This window comes from Mesorhizobium sp. M7A.F.Ca.CA.003.01.2.1 (genome assembly GCF_003998945.1).
Classification (GTDB): domain Bacteria; phylum Pseudomonadota; class Alphaproteobacteria; order Rhizobiales; family Rhizobiaceae; genus Mesorhizobium; species Mesorhizobium ciceri.
The window spans coordinates 1-1832 of sequence record NZ_RZRA01001046.1; the positions used below are offsets into that span (position 1 = coordinate 1).

Annotated in this window: 3 protein-coding genes; all 3 read right to left on the reverse strand. The window is 61.6% G+C overall.

Going from position 1 to position 1832, the window contains the following annotated elements; all coding sequences use genetic code 11:
- Window positions 1-64 precede the first annotated feature (64 nt).
- Window positions 65-523, reverse strand: coding sequence for an acetyl-CoA carboxylase biotin carboxyl carrier protein (gene accB, locus EN969_RS29420; protein WP_013531358.1), 459 nt, complete (start codon window positions 521-523; stop codon window positions 65-67).
- A 26-nt stretch (window positions 524-549) separates the two neighbouring features.
- Window positions 550-984: a type II 3-dehydroquinate dehydratase gene (gene aroQ, locus EN969_RS29425; RefSeq protein ID WP_013531359.1), complete on the reverse strand. Its 435-nt coding sequence runs from the start codon at window positions 982-984 to the stop codon at window positions 550-552.
- Between the two features lie 149 nt (window positions 985-1133).
- The coding region (locus tag EN969_RS29430) for a DsbA family protein (protein ID WP_164758604.1) at window positions 1134-1832 on the reverse strand (699 nt) is incomplete at its 5' end.

Below are 1832 nucleotides of genomic sequence, written 5' to 3' on the forward strand. Positions count from 1 at the left end.
CAGTACCCGGAGGGCGATTTCGCCGCGATTGGCGATGAGGATCTTCTGAAACATCAGGCCCGCTCTACTCGATCACGACGAGCGGCATGCCATATTCGACCGGCTGCGAATCCTCGAAAAGGATCGCGGTCACCGTGCCGGCGCGTGGCGAGGGGATCTGGTTCATCGTCTTCATTGCTTCGATGATCAGCAGCGTCTGGCCTTCCTTGACCTTCTGGCCGACTTCGATGAATGCCTTGGCGTCCGGCGACGGAGCCAAATAGGCCGTGCCGACCATCGGTGAGGTGACCGCATTCTTGGAAAGGTCCGCCACCACAGGCACGGCAACGGCGGCAGCCTGCGCTGCTGCCGGCGCATAGGCCGGTTGCGGCGCCGCGATTGCATGAACGGCCGGCGCCTGCCGCGAGACGCGCACCTTCAGGTCGCCCAGTTCAACCTCGATCTCGGTGAGATTGGTGTCGTTCAGTATGCCCGCCAGATCGCGGATCAGTTGCTGGTCAACACCGGTCTTCTTTATCGACATTTTCGAGCCTTCTGTTTGTTGGCCGGTCATAGGCGTGCGGCCAGCGCCTGTAGCGCCAGCGTATAGCCGAGCGGCCCAAAGCCACAGATCATGCCGACGGCGACCGGCGCGACCATGGAGACGTGGCGGAATGGTTCCCGCGCATGGATGTTGGAAAGATGAACTTCGGCCACCGGCAATGGTGCGACGGCGCGGATGGCGTCGTGGATGGCAATCGAGGTGTGGCTGTAGGCGCCCGGGTTGATGACGATGCCGACAGCCTTGTCGCCGGCTTCCTGAATCCAGTCGACAAGGTCGCCCTCATGGTTCGACTGGCGGAAATCGATCTCGAACCCCAGCGCCGTGCCTGCCTGCTTGCAGTCGTCGGCGATCGCGGCAAGCGTCTTGCCGCCATAGATGCCCGGCTCGCGCTTGCCGAGCGCGTTGAGATTGGGACCGTTCAGGACGAAAACCGTTTTCAAAAAAGCCGACCTTTCCCGGCGCCGTCATCAAGCCGGCGCGCTGGGCCCTCTATAATGGGCATAGCCGCCCGCGGAAAGAGCGCAAGTGCGTTCTTTCACTGTCCACAACAGGCGGAAATGTGCCAGTGAGAGATAGCTGGCGAGCAAGATCAGAGCGCGGCTTTCGCCGCCTCGATCTTTTCAGCCAGCACTTCCTGCCCGAGCGCCCCGAACACCACCTCGTTGCCGACGACATAGGACGGCGTTCCGGTGATCGCCAGTTTGTTGGCAAGATCGTAGGTCTTGGCGAGGGCCTCGTTGATTGTCGGGTCCTTCATCTTCTCGCGCAGCGCCGCTTCGTCGGCGCCGAGCGACAGCGCGACCTTCATGGCCGCCGCCTCGGTGGCGCGTCCCTGACCGCCGAGCAACGCATTGTGGAACTCGCCGTACTTTTCCGGGTGCATCAGGTGGAAGGCCATCGAGACCACGCTCGCCTTCTGCGAATCCGGTCCGAGGATGGGGAATTCCTTGAGCACGAAACGCAGGTCCGGATCGGTCTTGGTCAGCGCCTTCATGTCGTCGATGGCACGTTTGCAGAAGCCGCAATTATAGTCGTAGAACTCGACGATGGTGACCTTGCCGGTCGGATTGCCGACGACGCCGTCGAAGGCGGAGTTGAAAATCTGGTCCTTGGCATCCTTGATCACGCCGAGATGAGCGATGCGCTGCTCTTCCTTCTGCTTGGCCTCAAGCGCGTCCTGGACCTCCAGAAGAACTTCCGGGTTTTTCAACAAATAGTCGCGGATGATGCCTTCGACCTCGGTGCGGTCGATCTTGGTATCGGCCGCCGCCGTCTCGACCGGCTGTGC